The sequence below is a fragment of the Providencia sp. PROV209 genome, assembly GCF_028479485.1.
In the GTDB taxonomy this organism is placed as follows: Bacteria; Pseudomonadota; Gammaproteobacteria; order Enterobacterales; family Enterobacteriaceae; genus Providencia; species Providencia alcalifaciens.
In genome coordinates, this window is the sequence record NZ_JAMPNR010000006.1 from 13,048 (window position 1) to 37,487 (window position 24,440).

Here is a 24,440-nt window from a genome sequence, read left to right on the forward strand (position 1 = left end):
GATCGATTTGATTGGAGGGGAAAGCGAATGAATCGCTTTGTAATTGCAGACCCACAACTGTGTATCGGATGTAATACCTGCATGGCAGCGTGCTCAGAAACGCATAAAGCCCAAGGATTACAAACACATCCGCGACTAAAGGTGGTCAAAGTTGGCGAGCTCACCGCACCGATGCTCTGTCGTCAATGTGACGATGCTCCGTGTGCGCGCGTGTGTCCGGTCAATGCCATCACACACGAAAATGGCATGATTGTGCTGAACGAAAGCCTGTGTATCGGGTGCAAACTGTGTGGACTGGTTTGCCCATTTGGGGCTATCACGCCATCAGGTAGCAAACCGGTGGATACGCCTGATTTCTTTGAACAATATGTACCAAAAGAGATGCTGTTAGATGTGCCCGATAGCCTCCCAACCATGAACCCCTTCCTTGCGTGGAACGCCGGAATTCGCAACGTTGCTGTGAAATGTGACCTATGTGATTTCAGTGACGAAGGACCGGCTTGCGTCAAAGTCTGCCCGACCGATGCCCTCCATCTAGTGGAAGAAAATCAACTCGAAAACGAAAGTGCCAAACGCCGTAATGCCTCTGTCGGTGTCATGCCGCCAGAGTTCGACATTTTTGTTGCTGATCGGGAGAACCCATAACATGACACCTCTTCAGTTACTTTTATGGTCAGTCATTTTCTATGCGGTAGGGGGTTTTGTCTCGTTGCTCTTTAAACGACAAGAAAAGCTCGCCATCTATGTCGCGGGAATTACTGCCATGATCGGGGGCGCGCTTGGATTATGCAGTGCTATCCCTGTCTTAATGAGTGGAGATGTTCTCACTTACCTATCACAAGGTCCGTTCCCATTCGCCAATTTTGCTGTCAGATTCGATAGCCTTGCCGCTTTTATGGTGATGGTCATCTCCTTGTTGGTGACGGTTAGCGCCTTGTACTCCTTGAATTATGTTCAGGAATATTGCGGTCGTGGCGCGTGGAGCATGGGATTCTTCCTGAACCTGTTTATCGCCTCGATGGTCGCCTTAGTGGTGATGGATAATGCGTTCTACTTCATTATCTTATTCGAAATGATGTCACTGGCTTCTTGGTTCCTAGTCATTGCCGACCAAGATGACAAATCCATCCGTGCGGGTCTGCTGTACTTCTTTATTGCCCACGCCGGTTCGATTTTAATTATGATCGCCTTCTTCTTAATGTGGCGTGAAAGTGGCAGCTTAGATTTTGATTCATTCCGCCAGCTCTCGCTCTCACCGGCGATGGCATCGGTGGTGTTTTTATTGGGATTTTTTGGCTTTGGTGCCAAAGCAGGGATGCTCCCATTACACAGCTGGTTACCGCAAGCTCACCCCGCAGCACCGTCTCATGCATCGGCTTTAATGTCTGGCGTGATGGTAAAAATCGGTATTTTTGGGATCATCAAAGTGGGTATCGACCTACTGGGTGCGACTCAAGGCTGGTGGGGGATCGTGGTCTTGGCATTCGGGGCAGTGTCTTCCGTCTTGGGCGTTATGTATGCGTTGGCTGAGCATGATATCAAACGCTTACTCGCATGGCATACCGTCGAAAATATCGGGATCATCCTGATGGGGGTGGGGGTCGCGATGGTTGGTATGGCGAACAATATGCCAGTGTTGGCAACCATCGGCCTGCTCGGTGCGATATATCACTTACTCAATCATGCGGTGTTCAAAGGCTTATTATTCCTCGGCGCGGGCGCAGTGATTTACCGTGTGCATACCCGAGATATGGAAAAAATGGGTGGGCTGGCGAAATTAATGCCACTCACCGCAACCGCGTTTTTAGTCGGCTGTATGGCGATTTCAGCGCTTCCTCCTCTTAACGGTTTTGTCAGTGAGTGGTACACCTACCAATCTCTGTTCTCTATGAGCCACGAAGGCACTTTCATTATGCGCATCAGCGGTCCAATTGCCATTGTGATGTTAGCCATCACCGGGGCGTTGGCAGCGATGTGCTTTGTGAAAGTCTACGGTGTGAGTTTCTGCGGTGGTGCGCGTAGCGAACAAGCGACGCATGCTCGTGAAGTCCCTTGGACGATGACCGCTGCAATGCTGATCCTTGCCGTTATCTGTGTGATTTTAGGGGTTGGTGCGACTTACATCGCACCCGTTCTGGCCAATGTGGCAATGTCTCTGACGCATGCGACAGATATCACCGTGGCACAAGGTGCAATGCTCATACCAAACAGCGCCTCTCAAGCGATGATCTCCCCAGCCATGACGCTGATTTTATTGCTGGCTCTGCCAATCATCCCGCTGATTATTTACATGGTGTTCAAAGGCAAACAGTTGGAAGCGCGTCGTAAAGGCGATGCATGGGCGTGTGGCTATGCATGGGAAAAAGATATGTCGGTGTCAGCGGGTGGTTTTACTCAACCGCTACGTTCTATGTTCGCACCGTTATATCGCCTGCGTACCCAGCTCGATCCGTCTGCTCGTCTAGCGCAAGCCCTCGAAGTCACCAAAGAGGGGGCAGGGAAGGTTGAACCGTTCTGGGATGACAAGATTATTTATCCATTGGTTCGCGTGATTAACCGAATAGCAAAACGAATGCAATGCCTACAAGGTGGGGACTTTAGACTCTACTGCCTATATGTTGTTGCGGCCTTGATCGTGCTGCTTGTTGTGATTGCGGCGTAAGGAGAGAAACCATGTCGATTCAAGAAACACCCACATTGATGACAGGGATCTTCGCCATCATTCAAGCGGTTGTATTGTTATTGCTAACACCGTTATTTACGGGGATCTCTCGTCAAATTCGCGCCAAAATGCATTCCCGCCAAGGGCCTGGAGTTTGGCAAGATTATCGGGATATTGCCAAGCTGCTGACTCGCCAGTCGGTTGCTCCCCGTGATTCTGGCATTATCTTTCGCATCATGCCGTACGTGCTGCTCGGCAGTATGTTGTTATTAGCGATGACATTGCCAGTGGTGACTCACACATCGCTGTTTAGTGGCGCAGCCGACATCATCATCGTGCTGTATATCTTTGCACTATTCCGCTTCTTCTTTTCACTTTCCGGTCTCGATACCGGAAGCCCATTTGCCGGTATCGGCGCAAGCCGTGAATTAACACTTGGCGTACTGGTAGAGCCGACGTTATTCCTCGGTCTGTTGGTCGTTGCTCTGATAGCAGGTTCCACCAACATTGGCACTATTAGCGCCACGATGAGTGAAGGCTGGGTATCCCCAACTGCCACTTTATTAGCGTTACTGGCTTGCGGCTTCGCAACTTTCATTGAGATGGGCAAAATCCCATTCGACGTAGCGGAAGCAGAGCAAGAGCTGCAAGAAGGTCCTTTGACGGAATACTCCGGTTCTGGACTGGCGTTAGTGAAATGGGGAATAGGGCTCAAACAAGTGATTGTGGCAGTGCTATTCCTGTCGATTTTCTTCCCATTTGGTAATGCAAGTGCCTTTACCGTTGGCAGCGTGTTGTTAGCGATGGGATTACTGCTAGTGAAATTATTGGTGATTTTCGTGCTGGCGTCGCTGGTCGAAAACAGTCTGGCTCGTGGTCGTTTTTTATTAACGCACCATGTGACTTGGTTAGGATTCGGTGTTGCGGCACTTGGATTCGTCTTCTACCTCACCGGTCTATAAGGAGCGACGAAGCATGTTAGAAAATATTGCACTAGCAACCTTGGTAATCCCGTTCATCGGGGCGTTGCTGGTCAGTGTGCTACCCACCCGTCTAGCACCGTGGCTAAGTACCTTAGTGGCGTTGCTAGCGTCTTTGGGAACAGCGGCACTGGGCTGGCTCTATTTAGACGGTGGTAAGGTCGCCACCACACTGGAGTTAATCCAGACAGGTGATGTGGCGCTATTCGGTTTTACCGTGGATGGCGTGAGTACGCTGATTGCGTTTGCGGTGGTATTCCTCGGCTTCTTGATTTGCCTCTATTCAACGGGGTATCTCACTGAAGGCAATCGTGAACACGCTCATGGACCGACTCGTCGTTACTACGCCTTTTTACTGATCTTTATTGGGGCGATGGCGGGTGTTGTTCTCTCCTCAACCATTTTAGGGCAGTTAGTGTTTTTCGAAATTACTGGCGGCTGCTCTTGGGCGCTGATTGGTTACTACCAAACTGAAAAGTCGCAGCGTTCGGCGATGAAGGCGCTATTGATCACCCATGTGGGTTCACTCGGCTTATACATGGCGGCAGCAACGTTATTTATTAGTACAGGAACGTTCGCACTGAGTGCTATCGACCGTCTAAGTGAATCGCAAAGCTTGATTGTGTTTGGTGGCATTTTGTTTGCCGCATGGGGTAAATCAGCGCAGTTACCACTGCAAGCCTGGCTTCCCGATGCGATGGAAGCCCCAACCCCAGTTAGTGCTTACTTACATGCGGCCTCCATGGTGAAGGTCGGTGTATATATCTTTGCGCGTGGCTTGATGTCCTCTACCCATGTGCCAGAAATTATTGGTTGGGTGGGTGTGGTGATGGCAGTCATCACACTGGTGTATGGATTTATGATGTACCTGCCGCAAAAAGACATGAAACGTCTATTGGCATGGTCAACCATCACACAACTGGCATACATCTTCTTAGCGTTATCGCTGTCAGTCTTTGGTTCGAAAGAGGCGTTCGACGGCGGGATTGCTTACATCTTTAACCATGCTTTCGCCAAAAGTTTGTTCTTCTTAGTCGCGGGCGCACTGAGTTATAGCTGTGGAACACGCATGCTACCGCGCTTACGTGGTTTGGCAAAACGTTATCCTCTACTGGGTGTTGGCTTTTGCGTGGCGGCACTGGCAATTGCGGGTGTTCCTCCACTGAACGGTTTCTTCAGTAAATTCCCTATCTTTGCAGCGGGTTTCGCCCTTTCAGAACATTTCTGGATATTAACGCCAATCATGGTGTTAGTGCTGATTGAATCTGTGGCGAGCTTTGCATGGTTGCTGTACTGGTTCGGTAAAGTGGTTCCAGGTGAACCAAGTGAAGAGGTGGCAAACGGCAGCGCAGTTCCATGGGCAATGCAGTGGGTGATTGGCTTACTGATAGTGATGTCCTTCTGTTCTAGTGTTATTGCCGTCATCTGGCTCGGTTAAGGGAGAGAAAGCATGACTGGTTCAATGATAGTGAATAATTTGGCAGGGCTGATGATGATCACGTCGCTGCTGGTGATCGGCGCGAAAAAGCCGGTGGTGTCTTGTTGGTTCTATGCGTTGCAGTCGCTGGTGTTAGTGGCGATTTTCGGCACGTTATCGTACACCCTCAACGCCCCTGAATTGGCAATGTGGGCAGGGACAGCGTTTGCCACCAAAGTGGTTTTAGTGCCGCTGATTATGGGTTACGCCTTCCGTAAATTATCTGACCCAACCGCTAACGGCGGGGTGATTAGCCCAGCATGGTTGATGCTTGCCGCAGCAGTAATCGTGGTGCTGTGTTGGTTCGTGGTCGAGCCAATAAAACTGCCACTGGCGGCGGATTTAAAACCCGCTTTAGCAGTTTCTTTGGGGCACTTTATGCTGGGGCTGCTGTGCATTGTTACGCAGCGCAATATTCTCAAGCAAGCCTTCGGTTACTGTTTAATGGAAAACGGCTCTCATCTGACCTTAGCTCTGCTGGCGTATAAAGCCCCTGAGCTGGTGGAAATTGGTATTGCCACAGACGCCATTTTTGCAGTGATTATTATGGCGGTATTGGCTCGCAAAATTTATCGCACGCTCAACACACTGAACGTGGATCAACTGACCGCGCTGAAGGGGTGATGAGATGAGTCAAACAATGTTATTAACCTTATTGATGGCAACTCCGCTGGTGATTTCACTGCTGGCGTTCGCATGCCGTTTACTGGGTAATGGGGCGAAAGCCCTCGTTACGGTGATCCACTTCGTAGGTATTGTGGTGCTGCTCGTACTTTCTTTGTGGATGGTTAGCACCATTGATCAGGTCGGTGATCTACTCATGGCAGGTAACTGGGTTCACCTTGATAGCCTCGCCGGATTATTCCTCGCCATTTTAGGTATTGTCGGTTTCCTGACTGGCTTGTACTCCATCGGTTATATGAATCATGAAGTGCATGAAGGTGAAATTAGCGTAGGAACCTTATGTAATTACTACGGTTTCTTCCATTTATTTCTCTTTACCATGCTACTGGTGATCACCAGTAATAACCTGATCCTGATGTGGGCTGCGGTAGAAGCCACGACATTAAGCTCGGCTTTCTTGGTGGGGATTTATGGTCAACGCTCTTCGCTAGAAGCTGCGTGGAAATACATTATTATCTGTAGTGTCGGTGTGGCGTTTGGTCTTTTCGGCACCATTCTCGTGTATGCCAATGCGGTGAACGTGATGCCGAATCCGGAAATGGCGATCTTCTGGACGGAAGTCCTAAAATACACTGACCTTCTTGACCCAACCTTGATGCATCTTGCCTTTGTCTTTGTGTTAATCGGTTTTGGTACCAAAACCGGCCTGTTCCCAATGCATGCATGGTTACCGGATGCGCACAGTGAGGCACCAAGCCCAACGTCGGCGTTGCTGTCTGCGGTGCTGCTGAACTGCGCACTGCTGATTATCATCCGTTACTACATTATCGTCACGTCATCGATTGGCGGCGAATTCACTCAAACCTTATTGCTGGTGTTCGGATTAATGTCCGTAGCGGTGGCTGCATTCTTTATCTTGGTACAAAAAGATATGAAGCGTTTGCTGGCGTACTCCAGTGTGGAAAACATGGGGCTAATTGCGGTCGCATTAGGGATTGGCGGACCTTTAGGCGTGTTGGCTGCATTACTGCACACCTTGAACCACAGTTTGGGTAAAACCTTACTGTTTTGCGGTTCCGGTAACGTTCTTCTGAAATATGGCACGCGCGATATCACTGTCGTGAAAGGGTTACTTCGTACAATGCCATTCACTGCGGTTGTGTTTGCCGGTGGTGCATTAGCGCTGGGTGGCATGCCTCCTTTCAACGTATTTTTGAGTGAATTTATGATTGTGGTAGCAGGGCTGGTTGCCAATCATTTCTGGTTAACCTTGCTGGTGCTGATCCTGATTACGATCGTACTGGGTGGTTTGATCCGCATGATCTCAAAAACTTTATTCGGTGAACAGCCTGAGTGTGTAGCACGGGGTGAGTTAGGTATTTTAACTACGTTACCCATGGCAATCTTGATTGTCCTCATGTTGGTAATGGGAACCTATATTCCTCAACCGGTTAGTCGCTTACTGGAAAATGCCGCCACGATTGTGCTGAAAGATAGCGCGACATTCGACCATCAAATTACCACTTTACATTACCAATGGCCGTGGGGTGTTAGCACCTCCGAACCTTCATTGCAGGAGAAATAACGTGAGCTATCAGAATTATACAGATACCCTTCAGGGCGTTCGCAAAGGCGCGGGCTATCTGGCAAAAGTGCGCGAGAAATTTCCTCATGCCATGCTGGAAGAGGAGTGGCAAACCGCTAACCAAGTTACCATCACAGTAAAAACCGAGATGCTACCGGAAGTGGTGGAGTTTCTTTATTACGGCTGCGGCGGTTGGTTGCCGGTGCTGTGGGGGAACGATGAGCGTCCTCTAAATGGGCAGTTTGCAGTGTATTATGCGCTGTCGATGGAAGAGGGGGAAAAATGTTGGGTGACGGTGAAAGCGTATGTCAGCCCAATCACTCAAGAGTTCCCATCTGTAACGCCACGGGTGCCTGCGGCTGTGTGGGGTGAGCGTGAAATCCGTGATATGTACGGTTTACGCCCAGTGGGCTTGCCGGATGAGCGTCGTTTAGTATTGCCGGATGACTGGCCGGAAGACCTGTATCCACTGCGCAAAGACACCATGGATTATCGCCAGCGCCCAGCACCGACTACCGATACAGAAACCTACGAGTTTATTAACGATAGCAAAACCCAAAGCCGCGTGGTGCCAATTGGTCCTTTGCATATCACGTCGGATGAACCGGGACATTTTCGTCTGTTTGTTGACGGTGAGCGCATTGTGGATGCGGATTACCGTATGTTCTATGTTCACCGTGGGATGGAAAAACTGGCTGAAACCCGCATGGGTTACAACGAAGTCACTTTCTTATCTGACCGTGTTTGCGGTATTTGCGGATTCACTCATAGCGTGGCATATACTACCTCCGTGGAAAATGCGCTCGGTATTTATGTGCCTCAGCGCGCTCATACCATTCGCAGTGTGTTACTGGAAGTGGAACGTTTACACAGCCATTTGCTGAATATCGGTTTAGCGAGCCACTTCACCGGTTTTGATACTGGTTTCATGCAATTTTTCCGTGTGCGTGAAAAATCCATGACCATGGCGGAATTACTGACAGGCGCCCGTAAAACCTACGGTACCAACTTAATTGGCGGGGTTCGCCGTGACTTCTTAAAAGAGCAGCGCGTCAAAACTATTCAGCTGGTTAAAGAGATGCGCCAAGATGTGACTCAGCTGGTGGATATGCTGCTCAGTACACCAAATATGGAGCAACGCACCGTCGGTGTTGGTCGCCTCGATCCACAAGTTGCCCGTGATTACAGCCCTGTGGGACCGATGATCCGTGCCAGCGGCTTCAAGCGCGATGTGCGTTTCGACCACCCATTTGCGGATTATGGCAATTTACCAAAAACATTATTCACCTTAGATGGTTGCGATGTTTATTCCCGCGTGATGGTGCGTATAAAAGAGACGTTGGATTCCCTGTCGATGATTGAATATGCCCTCGACAATATGCCAGAAGGCCCAATTCTGACCGAAGGCTTTACCTATCAGCCTCATAAATTTGCACTAGGCTATACCGAAGCGCCGCGAGGTGAAGATGTTCACTGGAGCATGCTCGGCGATAACCAAAAACTGTATCGCTGGCGCTGCCGCGCTGCCACTTACGCGAATTGGCCAGTGCTGCGTTATATGCTGCAAGGCAATACTGTGTCCGATGCACCGCTGATCATCGGTAGCCTTGACCCTTGTTACTCCTGTACAGACCGCGTCACGCTGGTGGATGTGAAAAAACGTAAAGCCAAAACCGTGGCGTACAAAGAGCTCGAACAGTACAGCATCGAGCGCAAACACTCGATTATGAAATAACGGAGGGACATCATGTTTAAACTTTTCAAAACCCTTCGTAATGCGGGTACTGCAACGGTGAAATACCCGTTCAAACCGTTAGAAGTGGCGCATGGTTTTCGCGGAAAACCCGAATACGATCCGCAACAATGTATCGCGTGTGGCGCGTGTATTTCTGCGTGTCCAGCTAATGCATTAACGATGGAAACGGACTTAGAAAGTGGTGAACGCCGCTGGCAGCTGTTTTTAGGGCGCTGTATCTATTGCGCGCGCTGTGAAGAAGTGTGCCCGACTCGCGCCATCCACTTAACGGAAGAATTTGAAACGGCGGTAATGAATAAAGCGGATCTCTATATGAAAGGGACGTTTCGCTTACAGCATTGTCGCCAATGTGGTGAAGCATTTGCACCGAAAAAATCGGTGGAATACGCCATGGCATTGCTGGCGGCATCGGGCATAGAAGAAGCTAGTATTGAGGCATTGCGTCCGATGTATGAAACCTGCCCATCCTGTAAGCAAAAAAACAACTTATTGAATAATGATCGTCAGAACTTCCGTTTGCATATTCAGGGAGATAAATCATGAGTTTGCCAGATATCCCCGTTAATCATCATGTTAGCCAACCTATCGTTCTTGATGAGCAGGTGGCAAAACTGAAAAGCACCTTGCTGAAAGATATTAAACGTTCGGCATATGTGTACCGTGTGGACTGTGGTGGCTGCAACGGATGTGAAATTGAAATTTTCTCGGCGATTACACCCGTTTTTGATGCGGAGCGTTTCGGTATCAAGGTTGTTGCCTCTCCGCGCCATGCGGATATTTTGCTGTTTACTGGTGCGGTCACCCGTGCGATGCGCATGCCTGCACTGCGAGCGTATGAGTCAGCACCAGATCCTAAAATCTGTATTTCGTATGGCGCTTGCGGCTGTGGTGGTGGGATTTTCCATGATTTGTACTGTGTGTGGGGAGGCAGTGAACATATCGTGCCGATCGATGTGTGGATCCCTGGCTGCCCACCAACTCCAGCTGCAACGATTTATGGTTTTGCGGTGGCATTAGGGTTATTGAAACAGAAATTGGTGGGACAGGATCACCGTGAAGCCGACGGGGAAAAAGTGGAGCTGTTGTTGCCATCAATCCCTCTGGCTACTCGCGTGATGATCGAGCGTGAAGCTCGCCGCCAAGCAGGGTATTTCCAAGGTCGTGAAATCAGTGATCGCTTCTTGACGCTATTGGATGGGGCAACCCCAAGCCAAGTGAAAGTCACCATGCAAGCATGGATGGACGAGGAGCAAGACCCACGGTTGCGTGAGATTGTGAACCGCTTGGTGACCGTGCTGCAACAAGGGGGCATCAATGAGTGAATCATCCATAGAAACGGGCAAAGTGATATTTTGGTCACTACGCCAAAAGTTCGTCGATAGCGATGATGATATTCCCGAAGACGCGCAGCAGGTGATGTATTACTCGCTGGCCATTGGGCACCATGTCGGCATGATTGACTGCTTAAAAACGGAATTGGAATGTCCATTGGATGGTTACCAAGCATGGGTGAATGCGCTTCCTGAGGGGGAGGCGCGGCGCAAATTACAGGGCTTGATCACCTTTGGCGAGATTAATATCGATTCCACCCACACCAATATGTTGGCGTTAGCATTAGATGATTTTGCTAAAGACAGTGACTCGCCCTATCAGGCATGGAGCGCCACACTAATTCAATTGCTCGGGGAAATTGAGCAAGAACCCGCAATTTATTTGATCGTGAAAAGGCAGCCGATGAGCGATGTCGCCAGACAAACTCAACCGTCTTTTTCAATGGAAACAGAGTCTTCAACAGAAAATTTATTACCTTCAGAAAACCCATCACCCGTGCAAAATCTGATGTTGGCGGTGGGCAATAGTATGATGGGGGATGATGGCGCAGGTCCGATGCTATTTGACCTCATGCAACAGACCCCGATTGATGGTTGGGTCGCTATTAATGGGGGAAGTAGTCCTGAAAGTGTCTCTCATCAAGTTCGAGCCTTAAAACCTCAACGTTTGTTAATTGTCGATGCGGCAGATATTGGTTTAGCGCCGGGGGAAATTCGGGTTATCGACCCCGATGATATCGCTGAGATGTTTATTATGAGCACGCACAATCTGCCCCTTAATTTTCTTATCGACCAGTTAAAAGCGGATGTTGGAGAGATTATTTTCTTAGGCATTCAACCTGATTTAGTCGGTTTTTACATGCCAATGAATGACAAAGTTATCGCCGCTGTCGAGCAGGTTTATCAAGCTTTACCAACGTGGGAAGGATTAGGGGGATTCCGATTATTTGAGGGTGAGTAACAACAGACTGGAAGCCTTTAGTTAAAGGATAAAATTTTAAGGAAATAAATAGACCGCGCTACAGGGATGCAGTGCGGTTTTACTGAAAAATCACGGTATCGCACCCTGCAAGTTCGGCAATTTCTCCAAAATTGTCTAAACCCAGTGTTTAATATGGCATCGATATGATTATTAAACTCAGCACTCGTTTTATGCGTGGAATTGGGTTCAGTGACCAATCAAGGTGGGAGTGATCACTATTATCGAGTGCTTCTCTTCAGTATTATTGAGTTGTGATGACTTTTGTTTTTGTATAAGCATAATTAAGGATGATTTTTTTGGAATTAATGCGTATTAAATTAAAGAGAAACTCAGTGGGGATATCGCCTTGTATTTTAAATGAATAACATGGTTTTAGCTCTATTTTATAATGTTATGTATATTAAATGATATTATTTGATTTATATTTTAGTGACTATTTTTGTTTTATTAATTTATTTTAAGACTCAAGTTTCATTAATTTAAATCTTTTACTCAATACATGTGTTGTTTATTTTTGATATCAGTGTTTTAATGATTTATTTATGTATTTAAATTTTTAATTTAATTGAGTTGTCATTAAAAGATAATTATCACAATATATAATATTGTTTTTCAGTATATCTTAATACTTTAGTCTTTATCTATTTTCCTGTATGAAATTGACCGTCTATTTCTGATAATTTAAATTTATAAAAAATTACAAATTAATTTATCGCTTATATTTTAAACTGAATTTTAATTATATATATAATGATGATCTCTTATTTTAATGTATTTGCAGTATTTGATGTTTAATTAATCTATTTAACTTAGTATGGATATTGGTCATGTGTTTTATATTTATAAGGGAGTTATTGTAATGACTGATTATATTCTAAATAAGAGCATCCCTATTGGTATTAATGAAACAGGCTCCCGTGAAGAATTCGATAGTATGGGAAAAGTAAATGTTCCTGCAAATCGTTATTGGGGGGCACAAACTCAACGTTCATTACAGCACTTTAATATTGGCGATGATTTAATGCCAAAATCGGTTTACCACGCGTATGGCTATGTAAAAAAAGCCTGTGCGTTGGTTAACTGCGAAGCAGGTCGGTTAGCACAATGGAAAAAAGAGGCGATCGTTATCGCCGCTGATGAAACTATTCAGGGTCGATTGGATGAGCATTATCCGCTTTATGTATGGCAGACGGGATCTGGTACACAATCTAATATGAATGTGAACGAGGTCATTTCTAACCGCGCAATTCAATTATTAGGTGGCACATTAGGAACCCAATTACCGGTTGGACCGAATGATGATGTCAATATGGGGCAGTCGTCTAATGACACATTCCCCACCGCTATGCACATTGCTGCCATTTTTGCACTTGATGAACAGCTGATTCCAGCTATTGAAGATTTAATTCAACTTATTGAAAAGAAAGCTGACTCATGGATGTCGGTAGTTAAGATTGGTCGTACGCACTTAGAAGATGCGGTACCGTTAACGGTCGGGCAAGAGTGGCACGGTTGGGCGGGTCAATTACGTGATGCGCTCGATGATATTAAACGCAGTCAGCAAGACCTGTATAAACTCGCCGTTGGCGGTACTGCAGTTGGCACGGGGTTAAATGCGCCAAAAGGCTTTTCAAAAGATGTCGCAGATAAGATAGCGGAATTAACCCAAAAACCGTTTATTACTGCGCCCAATAAATTTACCGCTCAAGGCTCCCTTGATGCGTTAGTACGTACACATGCCGCTATTCGTGGATTAGCTGTCGCACTTATCAAAATTGCGAATGATATGCGCTGGTTAGCTTCGGGTCCTCGTTGTGGCTTCAGCGAGTTAATACTGCCATCGAATGAACCTGGTTCATCTATCATGCCGGGCAAAGTGAATCCGACGCAATGTGAAGCGATGGTCATGATTGGCATTCAGGTTATGGGTAATGATGCTGCGATTGCAATATCGGGTAGCCAAGGTAACTTTGAATTAAATGCGATGAGACCGGTAATTATTAATAACCTCCTGCATTCTATTCGTATTATTTCTGATGGCTGTCGTAAATTTATGGAATATTCCGTAGAAGGCACTGAATTAAATAATACGAAAATAACCGAGTATGTGGACAATAGTGTCATGTTAGTAACGGCATTATCTCCAATTATTGGTTATCAAAATGCCGCACATATTGCTGAGAATGCAATCGCTAAAAATATCACGCTAAAAGAATCCGCAATCGCTTCTGGGAAAATAAGTGAAGAAGATTTTAATAAATATGTCAATCCGATTGATATGACCGGAAATGGTTTATCTGGCGCGTAGTTTTCCTTGAATATAGAATATTTAAATTATAAGGTATTAATTATGTATAATCGACAAGCTAAAGTTGTTGTGGAAAATAATGTTCGAAAAATTAAAACGACGGCAAGAGGATATGAAGTATTACGCGATCCATCTTTAAATAAAGGAACCGCTTTTACTGAAGAAGAACGAAAAGCGCTGGATTTAAATGGTATTCTTCCTCCTGTTGTGACTGAGGATATGGAAACACAATTAAACCGCGCTTATCACGCTTACCGTGGATGCCATTCTGATTTAGATAAGCATATTTATATGTGGCGCTTGCATGATAATAACGTGACATTATTTTATGCGTTATTACAACGTCATATGCTGGAAATGCTGCCAGTCGTTTATGACCCAGTTGTTGGCGATGCCATTGAAAACTATAGCGAGATTATTACTCGTCCTCGCGGGATCTTTCTCAGTATTAATGAACCTGAATTAATCGAAGAAAAGCTGCGTGCATTCGGTGCTGAAGGTGGTGATATTCGACTGATCGTGACCACTGACGCAGAAGAAATTTTAGGCATCGGTGACTGGGGCTCCAATGGTATCGATATTTCAGTCGGTAAGCTGGCTGTTTATACCGCTGCCGCTGGTGTTGATCCTCACAGTGTTATTCCTGTGGTTCTTGATGTCGGGACTAACAATGAAAAACTGTTAAATGACCCATCCTATGTGGGTAATCGTCATGAGCGTATTCAAGGCAAAGTCTATGACGATTTTGTTGATGCTTATGTCAAAGCGGCAAGAAAGCTATTTCCAAATGCGGTTATGCACTGGGAAGATTTCGGTTCAACAAATGCGCGTCGCATTTTGGATAAATACAGAGCGAATTTCGCGACATTTAACGATGATGTGCAAGGCACGGGTGCCATTGTATTGTCGGGCTTATTGAATGCGGTGAAATTAAGTAAAACGCCTTGGACTGAGCAAAAAGTGGTTATCTTTGGTGCCGGAACTGCGGGCTGTGGTATTGCAGACCAAATTCGTGACCAAATGATCCGCAGCGGTCTGTCTCGTGAAGAAGCCATTTCTCGTATTTGGTTAATTGACTTGCCGGGGTTACTGACAACCGACATGGTAGACAGCTTACTGTATTTCCAAAAAGATTATGCGAAAAACAGCCAAGATGTTGCCAATTATCCAAGAAAGATGGTTGATGTTTCTGTTGAAGCACAAACCCGCTGGCCGGATATGGCAGATATCCTTGCGAAACAGAATAAAGCGAAAGGTATTATTGAGTTAGCTACGGTTGTCGAGAATGTAAAACCAACGATTTTAATTGGTACATCAACAACACCGGGTGCTTTCACTCAGGATATCGTTCGCAGTATGGCAAGCCATGTTGAGCGCCCAATTATTTTCCCATTATCGAACCCAACATTACTGCATGAAGCAACACCACAGCATTTAATTGAATGGACTGACGGCAAAGTGTTTGTGGCTACAGGAGCACCATTTGATGATGTGGTTTATAACGGTGTTTGCTACAAGATTGGTCAGGCGAATAACGCGGCACTTTATCCGGGGCTAGGTTTCGGTGCCATTGTCTCTAAAGCGACGAAAATCACAGATGAAATGATTTTTGCTGCGGTACAGGCGGTAGCAAGCCAAGCAACATTAGGCTCAGAAGGTGCGTCATTATTGCCATCGAATGAAGACTTACGTATCACTTCAAGTATCGTTGCTCTTGCGGTTTTACGTATGGCGAAAAGCCAAGGTGTATCGGGTGTTAATGCTAATGACTCCGAAGTCGAAATGGTGAGAACACAATCGTGGTGGCCGGTTTATGTGCCAGTTGAAGCTATCTAATTACGGTCGATGACTGATAATTTAACTGGGTAAGATAGGTTTAATTAAGCCTGACACACAGTGGTGTGTCAGGCTTTTACTTTGGAGAACGGGAGACGAAATCAGTTGTTGTAATCAATGAGCGCTATCACGCATTTCCCCGTAAAAAATACCCTACATCTTCCTCAACTTCTTCCATTGCCATTAACGCTTCTAAGGTATCTCTCGCTTCTTTTTCATCGAGAATACTCATGGCAAAACCGACGTGAACGAGTACCCATTTACCAACCATGCTTTCAGTATCCCCTTCACAAACGAGGGCAATATTGACTTCCCGTTTTACACCACAAACATCAACTTGGGCGCAATCCATTGGGGTTTTACCAACGGCTACAACTTGACCAGGGATGCCTAAACACATAACTGACTCCTAAACGAGTTATTCAATTTCAATCTGTTTCACTTGCATGGCACTGGTGCTATCGACAATTAAATTTTGGCTGCCACAGTGGGGACAGCCAGCACCAAATTGAGTTATTTTTACCTGATGCTGACAATCTCTGCATTGCGCTTGCGCAGGGGAAATTAAGATATGTAACTGTGCGCCTTGGGCGAGGGTGTTGCGGCAAATGATATCGAAGCAAAAATGTACCGCAGACTCTTCCACGCAAGATACGGCACTGAGTTCTAGCCACACGCCAGTGACTCGCCGAGCATGGTTTTGCTTGGCATGTTGCTCAATGATCTCAAATGCGCTTTGGCATAAGGCAACTTCATGCATGGGTTATCCTTTAAGACAAAATATCTGCTGGCATTTCAAAGGCAGCACGGCGACGACGCTCTTTAATGATTTCATCCATTTTATTTCTGTCGACAATCATTAAGGCTTCCGTCGGGCAAACTTCGACACATGCAGGTCCGCCTTCTCGGGTATGGCATAAATCGCATTTGTGCGCTTCGGCACGATACTGTGGAATGGTATTAAGAGCCGTGGTTTGCTGGGTAACAGGGCGGCTAATAACCTCCATTGTGCCGTAAGGGCATGCGATAACACAGGTTTTACAACCAATACATTTTGACTGGTCCACATACACAAAATCATCTTTGCGGCTGATGGCTCCGTTAGGGCACACATTGGCACACGGAGCGTCTTCACATTGGCGACATATCACGGCGGTACTGATGGTATAGCCTTTTAAGACATGAATACGCGGGAAAAATTCATCTTTTACCACGGTCGCAATACCGGTTTCTTGTTCTTGATGGGAAACCACGCAAGCCACTTCACACGTGTGGCAGCCAATGCACTTCTTTGGGTCTGCAATGATGAAACGGTTCATCATATTCTCCTGAATGATCGTAAACGGGCGTTCCATTCGGTCTATTCCGGTAGCCTCGTCTTATGCTGACAATACTGAGAGATAAGCATGGATCGTGCCAAATCCACCAAATAAATTAATTCTTAAAAATCAGTTTGTTAACTATTATTGAATAATCATGAAGAAATGAGATTTTAATATTCGACATCGTTTTCGTCATTATTGTCGATAGGCATGAAAACGATATTAAACGAATATTGAGTTAAATTATCTAATATCTAAAATAGGTGAATGGATCAAACTTAAATCAGACTACGATATTATTTTTTCAAATAATGACTACAATATTGGTATTAAATCTAAAACAGCAATTGCATTAATCACACTATTAAACTTTTTTATTTTTATTATTGATAAATAAGTCGTTTATAAATGAAAATTTTAAACTCTAACTAATTCTCATTATTGTTAGTTATTTGAATAAAGATGATAACTGAGCAATGCAGCAGGTTAGGACGAGATTGGAGATTTTGTGAGCATATCCGAAACCACCGAACAAATTCGTCATGAACGAGACCAATTCAGGATCCTTGTAGATATCACGAACTCAGTGCTTTCTCACCTTGAAATGGATGGGTTAGTGGCTGAAGTTTCACGCGAAATATACCGCTTTTTTGGTATTAGCCAAATCAGCGTCGCCCTTTGCGATAATGTCAGTTCAGCGGTTTATCTTTGCTATTCAAGCCATTATCAGCGCTCAAAGCCAGTTAAAAAAAGCCAATATCCGCTGAATGAATTACATGCTGACCTCGCTCAAGTATTAGAGAGCAACAAACCTTTGCGTTTAACGTTGGATCAACAGAGCCAAGATTTGTTATATCAAAATTTGTGTGCAGAAGGGATGACGGAAACGTTATTGTTACCGTTAGCATTTAACCATAAGCCATTAGGCGTTTTGGTGTTATCCCATGAAGATGACCATCTTTTTACCGAAGATAGCTGCAATTTACTGAAACAGGTGGCGGCGCGTTTTGCCATTGCCGTCGATAACGCCGCGGCTTACGGTGAAATTACGCGCCTTAAAGATAGTCTGAAAAATGAAAATTTATGGCTGAATGAGCAGATCCAAAATATCAATAACTTCAGCGAAATTATTTTCCAAAGCCAAGCTATGCGTGAAGTCCTCGAGCAGGTTGATTTAGTGGCTCGTAGCAATAGTACGGTATTGATCTTGGGAGAAACGGGAACAGGTAAAGAATTAATTGCTCGAGCCGTTCATCAGCTAAGCGACCGCCATCAGCGTTCATTGATTAAAATGAACTGTGCCGCAATCCCGACAGGGTTACTAGAAAGTGACTTGTTTGGGCATGATAAAGGCGCATTCACTGGGGCGACCTGTACGCATATTGGTCGTTTTGAAATGGCAGATAAAAGCACGTTATTTCTAGATGAAATTGGCGATATGCCATTGGATTTACAACCAAAATTATTGCGTGTTTTGCAAGAGCGTGAAATTGAGCGTATTGGTGGGAATAAAGTGATTCCGGTGGATGTGCGCTTAGTGGCAGCAACCAACCGTAATCTTAAACAGATGACGGAAGACCGAGAGTTTCGTGAAGATCTCTATTATCGTTTAAATGTATTCCCAATCGTGATCCCGCCATTACGAGACCGACCTGAAGATATTCCATTACTTGCGACCTATTTTACCCAAAAAATGGCGCAGCGAATGAACCGTAAAATTGATTGTATTCCTCGTGATGCACTGGCGCAGTTATCACTGTATCCATGGCCCGGTAATGTGCGGGAATTGGAAAATGTAATTGAGCGAGCGGTGATTTTAACCCGTGGAAATACACTGAATATTCAGTTACATGAGTTAAATATTCCTAAGCCATCTCGTATTAAAGACGCGCTAAAAAAGCCGAGTTCTTTAGAAAGAAAAATGCAGACTGATGCGCCAGAGAGTGACGACGAAGAGCGAAACCGCATTATTGAAGCGCTGAAAGCGACGAATGGAGTGGTTGCAGGCGTAAGAGGGGCGGCAGCTCGTTTAGGGTTAAAACGCACGACGTTACTGTCGAGGATGCAACGATTAGGGATTAATGTTCAAGACCTCTTCCAATAATCTCGTCATACTTCACGCTGTGGCGTTGTTGGCTATCCTTACTAACCCTAGTCACATACTTATGTATGCTCCTAGGGCTTAGCTGCGTCTGCCGCCTAGCCACAACGCGAATTATTTAGAGATTGGTAGAAAGGAATAAAGATAAAAGAAACACCTTTTAAATAATGAAAATAAAGGATGTTAATTATTTTGTTGGAAGGTTGTTTTTTTATTAAATAGTTTTTAATGGCGATTAATATTTTATTTTAATCGCTTGTTGAATAGCGATGTTTATTATCGTTATGTGATTTTTAATATAGGTAGCTTTTAATATAACTTGCACTGTAGGTTTGCTTTAAATACGCATTCCTACAGTGCAAAGAGTCAAAATAAACTATAAGCCTTCAGCTGCCTCGCGAAGCCTACGCTTGATCCCCGTATACTCCTGAACCACATAATGCTCAGCTTTATGTTGATCCGCGATTGGCTCAACACGCACCGCACAATATTTGTATTCCGGTGTTTTGGTTATCGGGCTTAAGTTTTCTGCGACCAGCTCATTACACGCGCCAATCCACCACTGATAGGTCATGTACACCGCGCCTTTATTTGGGCGATCACTGACATTAGCACGAGTGATGACTTTACCTTGTCGTGAACACACCCAGACCAGTTCCTGATCTTTAATCCCTAATGCTTTTGCATCTGCGGTATTGATTTGCACAAAACCTGGTTCATCAGCAAGGGAGGCTAAAGCTTTACAGTTACCCGTCATCGAGCGGCAAGAGTAGTGACCCACTTCGCGCACCGTTGCCAGTACCATTGGGAATTCCGCACTCACTTGATCGATGGGTGGACGCCATTCGCAAGTAAAGAACTGACCACGACCATTTGGCGTATCAAAATTTCCACCTTCATACAGGTACTCAGTGCCTTCACTTTCTAATGTATGGCATGGCCATTGAATATACGCCAAGCCTGCCATTTTCTCGTAAGTCGCACCAAAATAAATTGGGCAAAGCTCGCGCAGCTCGTCCCAAATCTCTTTGGTGTTGTTGTAGTGCATTGGGTAGCCCATTGCTGTTGACATTAAACTGATGATTTCCCAGTCAGTTTTCACATCACCCACTGGTTCCACGGCTTTATAAAAACGTTGGAAACCACGGTCAGCAGCGGTATACACACCTTCATGTTCTCCCCAAGATGTTGCAGGGAAAATGACGTCAGCAATGGATGCGGTTTTCGTCATAAAGATGTCTTGAACAATCAATAACTCAAGTTTGTCGAAGGTTCGGCGAATTGTCGCTAAATCTGGCTCAGTTTGTAGTGGATCTTCACCCATGACATAGTGTGCTTTCAGAATGCCTTCATCGATAAAGTGAGGAACTTCACTAAGAGGAATACCATTTTCATCCGGCATTGCGTCAATGCCCCAGAATTTGGCAAATTTCTCCAGTGCAGCTTTATCCGAAACATACTGGTAGCCCGGTAAAGTATTTGGCAGAGCCCCCATATCGCAGGCACCTTGCACGTTATTTTGACCACGTACAGGACCTACGCCCACATGTGGCTTACCAAGGTTACCCGTCAGTAATGCCAAGCTAGTTAGAGACTGAACAGTTTCCACACCTTGGTAGAACTGAGTCACACCCATACCCCATAAAATGGTGGCGGTTTCCGCTTTTGCATACATCCGCGCTGTTTTACGAATATCCTCGGCTTTGATGCCGGTGATCTCTTCAACTGATTCAGGTGTATACGGTGTGACTAATACGCGATATTCGTCGAACTTGTCGGTATGAGCATCGATAAAGGCTTGGTCATACAGATTTTCTTCGATGATTACATGAGCAAACGCATTCAATAACGCAATGTTTGAACCGTTTTTCAGTGGTAAGTGAATATCTGCAATACGCGCGGTTTCAATATAACGCGGGTCGCAGACAATAATTTGTGCCCCTTTTTCTTTCGCTTTTAAAATACGGCGAGCGACAATAGGGTGTGAGTCCGCGGCGTTATAACCGAAGACAAAAATACATTTGGTATCCTCAATTTCAACAATTGAGTTGCTCATTGCGCCATTACCGACCGAACGCTGCAGACCTGCAACCGAAGGGCCGTGTCAGACACGAGCACAGCAGTCGATATTGTTACTACCGACTGCTGCACGAACAAATTTTTGCATCACAAAGTTAGCTTCGTTACCCGGACCGCGGGAAGAACCCGTTGTCATGATGGCTTTTGGACCATACTTTTCTTTTATGGCTAGTAAACGGGAGCTGGCAAATTCAATGGCTTCCTCCCAAGAAACAACCTCTAATTTGCCACCACGTTGACGGCGGATCATCGGGTTTTTTAAGCGCGGCGTTAAAATTTTAGTGTCATGAATGAAGTCCCAGCCATAATAACCTTTCAGGCAAAGTTCTCCTTCATTTGTGTGACCATTTGCGCCTTCAGCGCCAATGATCTTCCCGTTCTCCACCTTCAGGTTGATTTTACAGCCTGAGGCGCAATACGGGCAGACGGTGATGACTTTTTCCATCAACATTGCTCCTCTATTTTTGTGTAGCGGTTTCCCGCTCTTTCATAAGAGCTAATGCAGGGTTTGTGCCAGTTTTTTTAGCCTATAATGAATTTGTAATTAGCTGAATAAAAAGAAAATATTTTTAATCGAGAAATAAACAAAAGCTAAATGGAAGTGAGATCGTCAAAAGTGTCGAGAATTTATCGGACAATGTCGCATAGGTTTTAAATAATTTATTTCATAATCTTGTCACAAAATGGATATTTATTAGTCATTATTGTGACTTAAATTTGCCAATAACGCGCATGTGAGAGGATTTCATTATGTTTAGTGTTGATGCTTTACTGGAAAGTGCTTTTCCGCAGCAAACACTGCCCGCTTGGAAACGGAAGCTATTAAAGCGTTTATTACATGAAAAAGATTTCCAACAGCTTGCTGAAGATTACCCGCACTTAAAAGGGCTCGATCTTGTTGAGCAATTTATGAATGATTTAAATGTGCGTTGCGAACTCGGTGAGGGAGATTTAGAAAATATTCCCAGCCAAGGACCCGTGCTATTCGTGGCGAATCATCCCATTGGATCCCTTGATGGACTCGCGATTTTACGTGCGGTTGCAACGGTAAGACCGGATGTTAAAATCGTCGCCAACCAAATGCTCAGTTACCTTGAGCCACTGCAAAACTTATTTATTCCTGTTGATAATGTTGGTAATCGCACCAACCGCCAGCAAGTGGTTGGCATGCAATCCCACTTGGATAACCAAGGGGCTTTGGTGGTTTTCCCTGCTGGGGAAGTGTCTCGATGGGGAACTAAAGGCATTCGCGATAGCCATTGGCGTACGGGATTTTTACGTTTAGCCGCCAAATCTCGCGCACCGATCGTTCCTGTTCATGTCCAAGCGCGTAACAGTCTGTTGTTTTACACTACCTCCTTAGTTTATAAGCCATTGTCAGCATTGATGTTGGTGAACGAAATGTTCAAACAGCGCAATAATCTCATCAAATTGCGGATCGGCGGGCGAATTCCCTTCTCGCAATGGTATGACGGGCGCACCAACGATAATGAACTGGCAGAGCGTTTTCGTCGCGATGTCTATCTCTTGGGGAAAGGTAAAGCGGGGTTATTTACGTGTGAAGCCCCCATTGCACTCCCTGAAGATCGTATCGAGCTGAAAAAAGCGTTAGCCGCTTGTGAAAAGCTAGGGGTGACGCCAGATGGCAAAATTATTTATCTCTACCAGCGTCAGCAAGAAGAGCGAACACCGATTCTACGCGAGCTAGGACGCTTGCGGGAAATCGCGTTTCGCGCGGTTGGTGAAGGTTCAGGTAAACGCCGCGATCTCGATAGCTTTGACGATGATTACTACCATCTTATTTTATGGGATGAAGATGATTTAGAAGTGGTTGGCGCTTATCGATTTGTGCCGACAGAGCAGCAGTTATCGAAAAAAGGATTAGAGGGAATTTACAGCAATAGCCTGTTTCACTATAACCAAGACATGATGCCTATCTTGGCACAAGGTATTGAATTAGGTCGCAGTTTTATCCAGCCTACTTATTGGGGAAAACGTGGTTTAGATTACCTCTGGTTAGGTATTGGTGCGTATTTAGCTAAGTACCCTCAATATCGTTATCTATTTGGTCCTGTGTCTATCTCTGGCAGCATGCCGGTTGCTGCGCGTGATTTGTTGATTGCGTTTTACCGTCTCTATTTTTCATCTGAGCTCGCGATGGCACAATCCCGCAAGCCATATCCAGCTTCGCTACCTCAGGTGCTAGCGCAGTTCGATGGCAATAATTACCAAGAGGATTTGGTGAAGCTAAAAAGTTTACTGAGCAATATTGGCTGTTCTATCCCGACGCTGTATAAGCAGTACACTGAATTGTGTGAGCCAGGAGGCGTACAGTTTATTGATTTCGGGACTGATCCCGCCTTTAACGACTGTATTGATGGTTTGGTTTTGGTGGATTTAAGTCGCTTGAAACCACAGCGTTATCAGCGTTATATTGCCGTACACCAAGCCCACAAGCAGACTGAAGAATAAGTTGATGAGGAGGGTGGGGAAACTCACCCTTTCTTATTGAGTTCGTGACTTTATCCATTCCAATCCAATTATTCGTCTTGTCATTATTCCATCACAAATTTGTCATCTCTCTGACCCATTCCTTTCGTAGCATCCTCGATAACGATTAAGTCCCAAAGAGGATAACAATGTATGTTAAACACACTCTCTTCATTGAATGGGAGTTCGGATGCTTTTCAACATGCTAGCGTGGCAAGTACACAATTAGCACTGCGACGTCCGATGATTTCCATTCATCAACTTTCTCAGGTTTTTGCCCATCAAACCGTACTGGACGGCATCGATTTGACGGTGATGAAAGGCACTATCTTGGCGCTACTTGGTCCATCGGGTTGCGGTAAAAGCACGTTATTGAAACTGTTAGCAGGGTTATTGCAACCAAGCTCAGGCGAGATTTTCCTGAATGAAAAGCGGGTAGCGAGTGCTCAGCATCTTGTACCGCCAGAACAGCGTAATCTTGGGATGGTCTTTCAGGATTATGCACTCTGGCCTCATATGACGGTATTTCAAAACGTCGCTTTTCCCTTACGCATGCGTAAAGTTGCACGCCAAGAGATCGAAGAAAGAGTTAATCAAGCACTGGAACGTGTTGGATTGGCAGGGTTTGCTAAACGTAAACCTGCGGATTTATCCGGTGGTCAACAACAGCGTGTCGCGTTAGCCCGCGCCATTATCGCGGAACCCGAAATTTTATTGTTTGATGAACCCCTTTCTAACCTTGATGTTGCCTTACGCTGTGCTCTGTGTGATGAGATGGCGCAGCTACTTCGTGCACTAGAAATTACTGCCGTTTATGTCACTCATGATCCCGCTGAAGCCCATGCATTGGCGCATCAAATCGCTCATATGCAAAACGGCAAAATAGACAGTTTGACCACCTTATGAA

Annotated in this window: 19 protein-coding genes and 1 pseudogene; 16 read left to right on the plus strand and 4 right to left on the minus strand. The window is 45.5% G+C overall.

Going from position 1 to position 24,440, the window contains the following annotated elements:
• Positions 1-27: 27 nt before the first annotated feature.
• The 13 genes and pseudogenes from PR795_RS06105 (at position 28) to PR795_RS06165 (ending at position 15,541) form a co-directional block, all read left to right on the plus strand.
• A complete protein-coding gene (locus PR795_RS06105; RefSeq protein ID WP_272516732.1) occupies positions 28-645 on the plus strand; it encodes a 4Fe-4S dicluster domain-containing protein in 618 nt (205 codons plus the stop codon).
• Position 646: 1 nt separating this feature from the next.
• Complete coding sequence (hyfB, locus tag PR795_RS06110; protein ID WP_181480340.1) at positions 647-2,662, plus strand: hydrogenase 4 subunit B; 2,016 nt, start codon at positions 647-649, stop codon at positions 2,660-2,662.
• Positions 2,663-2,673: 11 nt separating this feature from the next.
• Complete coding sequence (locus tag PR795_RS06115) at positions 2,674-3,624, plus strand: respiratory chain complex I subunit 1 family protein (RefSeq protein WP_269749723.1); 951 nt, start codon at positions 2,674-2,676, stop codon at positions 3,622-3,624.
• A 13-nt stretch (positions 3,625-3,637) separates the two neighbouring features.
• The gene (locus PR795_RS06120) at positions 3,638-5,080 is read left to right on the plus strand and encodes a hydrogenase 4 subunit D (RefSeq protein WP_006658443.1); all 1,443 of its coding nucleotides are present in this window, start codon (positions 3,638-3,640) and stop codon (positions 5,078-5,080) included.
• 12 nt (positions 5,081-5,092) lie between these two features.
• On the plus strand, positions 5,093-5,743 hold the full coding sequence (gene hyfE / locus PR795_RS06125; RefSeq protein ID WP_006658444.1) for a hydrogenase 4 membrane subunit: 651 nt from the start codon (positions 5,093-5,095) through the stop codon (positions 5,741-5,743).
• A gap of 4 nt (positions 5,744-5,747) precedes the next feature.
• Positions 5,748-7,328, plus strand: coding sequence for a hydrogenase 4 subunit F (locus PR795_RS06130; protein ID WP_036976190.1), 1,581 nt, complete (start codon positions 5,748-5,750; stop codon positions 7,326-7,328).
• Between the two features lies 1 nt (position 7,329).
• Positions 7,330-9,063, plus strand: coding sequence for a hydrogenase large subunit (locus PR795_RS06135; protein ID WP_006658446.1), 1,734 nt, complete (start codon positions 7,330-7,332; stop codon positions 9,061-9,063).
• Positions 9,064-9,075: 12 nt separating this feature from the next.
• The gene (gene hyfH / locus PR795_RS06140) at positions 9,076-9,627 is read left to right on the plus strand and encodes a hydrogenase 4 subunit H (protein ID WP_006658447.1); all 552 of its coding nucleotides are present in this window, start codon (positions 9,076-9,078) and stop codon (positions 9,625-9,627) included.
• Positions 9,624-10,406, plus strand: coding sequence for an NADH-quinone oxidoreductase subunit B family protein (locus tag PR795_RS06145; RefSeq protein WP_006658448.1), 783 nt, complete (start codon positions 9,624-9,626; stop codon positions 10,404-10,406). The genes hyfH and PR795_RS06145 overlap by 4 nt, the downstream gene beginning before the upstream one ends.
• A pseudogene (locus PR795_RS06150) lies at positions 10,399-10,803 on the plus strand (formate hydrogenlyase maturation HycH family protein); the annotation flags it as partial. The gene PR795_RS06145 and the pseudogene PR795_RS06150, both read left to right, overlap by 8 nt.
• A gap of 120 nt (positions 10,804-10,923) precedes the next feature.
• On the plus strand, positions 10,924-11,376 hold the full coding sequence (hycI, locus tag PR795_RS06155; RefSeq protein WP_226890348.1) for a hydrogenase maturation peptidase HycI: 453 nt from the start codon (positions 10,924-10,926) through the stop codon (positions 11,374-11,376).
• Between the two features lie 880 nt (positions 11,377-12,256).
• Positions 12,257-13,705: a class II fumarate hydratase gene (gene fumC / locus PR795_RS06160; RefSeq protein ID WP_006662476.1), complete on the plus strand. Its 1,449-nt coding sequence runs from the start codon at positions 12,257-12,259 to the stop codon at positions 13,703-13,705.
• A 42-nt stretch (positions 13,706-13,747) separates the two neighbouring features.
• Positions 13,748-15,541: an NAD-dependent malic enzyme gene (locus tag PR795_RS06165; RefSeq protein ID WP_181480339.1), complete on the plus strand. Its 1,794-nt coding sequence runs from the start codon at positions 13,748-13,750 to the stop codon at positions 15,539-15,541.
• A gap of 127 nt (positions 15,542-15,668) precedes the next feature.
• On the opposite strand, the gene hybG is transcribed toward PR795_RS06165, so the two are convergent.
• Genes hybG through hydN form a run of 3 tightly spaced genes read right to left on the minus strand, consistent with a single transcriptional unit; the run spans position 15,669 to position 16,860 of the window.
• On the minus strand, positions 15,669-15,941 hold the full coding sequence (gene hybG, locus PR795_RS06170; protein WP_006658452.1) for a hydrogenase maturation factor HybG: 273 nt from the start codon (positions 15,939-15,941) through the stop codon (positions 15,669-15,671).
• Positions 15,942-15,959: 18 nt separating this feature from the next.
• On the minus strand, positions 15,960-16,301 hold the full coding sequence (gene hypA / locus PR795_RS06175) for a hydrogenase maturation nickel metallochaperone HypA (RefSeq protein ID WP_006658453.1): 342 nt from the start codon (positions 16,299-16,301) through the stop codon (positions 15,960-15,962).
• 10 nt (positions 16,302-16,311) lie between these two features.
• Positions 16,312-16,860 carry an electron transport protein HydN gene (gene hydN, locus PR795_RS06180; protein WP_181480935.1) on the minus strand — a complete coding sequence of 183 codons (549 nt, stop codon included), beginning with the start codon at positions 16,858-16,860 and terminating at the stop codon, positions 16,312-16,314.
• A gap of 511 nt (positions 16,861-17,371) precedes the next feature.
• Here hydN and PR795_RS06185 point away from each other — a divergent pair.
• Positions 17,372-18,967, plus strand: coding sequence for a sigma 54-interacting transcriptional regulator (locus PR795_RS06185; protein ID WP_272516733.1), 1,596 nt, complete (start codon positions 17,372-17,374; stop codon positions 18,965-18,967).
• 373 nt (positions 18,968-19,340) lie between these two features.
• Here the strand turns inward: PR795_RS06185 and fdhF are convergent, their stop codons facing one another.
• Complete coding sequence (gene fdhF / locus PR795_RS06190; protein WP_181480337.1) at positions 19,341-21,488, minus strand: formate dehydrogenase subunit alpha; 2,148 nt, start codon at positions 21,486-21,488, stop codon at positions 19,341-19,343.
• A gap of 305 nt (positions 21,489-21,793) precedes the next feature.
• Between fdhF and PR795_RS06195 the strand changes: the two genes are divergently transcribed.
• Together PR795_RS06195 and PR795_RS06200 are read left to right on the plus strand one after the other, a co-directional pair.
• Positions 21,794-23,515: a lysophospholipid acyltransferase family protein gene (locus PR795_RS06195; RefSeq protein ID WP_272516734.1), complete on the plus strand. Its 1,722-nt coding sequence runs from the start codon at positions 21,794-21,796 to the stop codon at positions 23,513-23,515.
• Between the two features lie 171 nt (positions 23,516-23,686).
• Positions 23,687-24,439 carry an ABC transporter ATP-binding protein gene (locus PR795_RS06200; RefSeq protein WP_006662482.1) on the plus strand — a complete coding sequence of 251 codons (753 nt, stop codon included), beginning with the start codon at positions 23,687-23,689 and terminating at the stop codon, positions 24,437-24,439.
• Position 24,440: the final 1 nt, after the last annotated feature.